Source organism: Streptomyces capoamus (genome assembly GCF_014654935.1).
Lineage (GTDB): Bacteria > Actinomycetota > Actinomycetes > Streptomycetales > Streptomycetaceae > Streptomyces > Streptomyces capoamus.
Window position 1 is genome coordinate 333,265 of record NZ_BNBF01000001.1, and the last position, 1,791, is coordinate 335,055.

The 1,791-nt window shown below is 68.9% G+C and carries 1 protein-coding gene and 1 pseudogene; both read left to right on the top strand.

Going from position 1 to position 1,791, the window contains the following annotated elements:
* Positions 1-880, top strand: an 880-nt coding sequence (locus IE312_RS01595) for a PLP-dependent cysteine synthase family protein (protein WP_229898858.1), incomplete at its 5' end; no start/stop codon positions are given.
* Between the two features lie 227 nt (positions 881-1,107).
* Positions 1,108-1,791, top strand: a pseudogene (locus IE312_RS38455) (ATP-binding protein); the annotation flags it as partial.

Consider the following 1,791-nt stretch of genomic DNA (forward strand, 5'->3'; position numbering starts at 1 on the left):
CGGCCTCTGCAATGGCTGGATCCGCCCGGACCGCCCGGTGATCGAGGCCTCCAGCGGCTCGACGGCCGTCTCCGAGGCCTACTTCGCGAAGCTGATCGGAGTGCCCTTCATCGCGGTCATGCCGCGCACGACGAGCGCCGAGAAGATCCGCCTGATCGAGTTCCACGGCGGGCGGTGCCACTTCGTGGACGACTCCCGGAAGATGTACGAGGAGTCCGCCCGCCTCGCGGTGGAGACCGGCGGTCACTACATGGACCAGTTCACCTACGCCGAGCGGGCCACGGACTGGCGCGGCAACAACAACATCGCCGAGTCGATCTTCCGGCAGCTGCAGCTGGAGCGGTTCCCGGAGCCGGCCTGGATCGTCGCCACGGCGGGCACCGGCGGCACCTCGGCGACCCTCGCGCGCTACGTCCACTACATGCAGTACGACACCCGGATCTGCGTCGCCGACCCCGAGAACTCCTGTTTCTTCGAGGGCTGGACCAGCGGTGACGCGCACGTCACCTGCGACTGCGGCTCCCGGATCGAGGGCATCGGCCGGCCGCGCATGGAGCCCAGCTTCGTGCCCGGCGCGATCGACCGGATGATGAAGGTCCCGGACGCGGCCAGCGTCGCCGCGGTACGGGCGCTGGAGGGGGCCATCGGGCGCAAGGCGGGCGGCTCCACGGGCACCGGCCTGTGGAGCGCGCTGAAGATCGTGGCCGAGATGGTGGCCGAGGGGCGTACCGGCAGTGTCGTCACCCTGCTGTGCGACCCGGGCGACCGGTACCTGGACAAGTACTACGCGGACGCGTGGCTCGCGGAGCAGGGCCTGGACATCGCGCCGTACGCGGCGGTGCTCGACTCGTTCCTGACGACGGGTGCGTGGCCGGTCTGAGCCGCTCCCGCGGCAGCCGTCGTACGACGGGCGGGTTGCGGTGGTGTGTGGATTTGATGACGTCTCAATTCAGGCTCTGTGCAAGCCGGTTGTGCCTGTGTGACTGATAAGATCATCCCACTTTTCAGTGGGCTGACGGCGTGTCATGAACGCGTCCGGGGGGACAGTCTCGAAGGCACCATCGCGCTGCCCACGTTCCTGGCGCGATGCGACTTGAAGAGAGTCTCATGACGTCATTGACCCGGGATCCACTGCTGTGGATCTTGATTGTGGTGCTCGTCGCTGCGGTCCTCGCAGTGCTGCGGGCCCGGAGAACCAACATGGCGCTCCGAAGAACGAGGAAGGACCTGGAGACCGGGCTGGGGGAGGCCCGCGGCGACGCCGGCCGGCTGCACGCGCACATCGCCGCGCTGAACGCGCGGCACCAGAGCGACCTCGCGGACGTACGGGCCGACGCGGAGGCGGCCACCAAGGCGGTCCTGAAGTCCGCGATGGGAACGCTGCAGTCGCTCGCCGAGGAACAGCAGGTGCTCCTGGACAGCCTGCTGAAGAAGTACGGCGACACCACCGAGGTACTGGCCGACCTGATGTCGGTCGACCACACCGGCAGCCAGTTCAGCCGTCGCGCCAAGGGCATCTCCGTGCTGTGCGGCGGCTGGCTGGGCCGCCGCGAGCGCGCCGCCACCGTGTACGACGTCGCGCGCAGCGCCCAGGGCAGGATCAAGGACTTCGACCGGGTCGGCGTCCACTCCCAGGTCAGCGTCTCCCTCGTCGGCAAGGCGGTCGAACCGGTGGCCGTCGTCCTGGCCGAGCTGCTGGACAACGCGACGAACTACAGCGCGCCCGGCACCCCCGTCGAGGTCAACATCCAGGCCGTACCGACCGGGGTGTGCTTCATCGTGGACGACGCC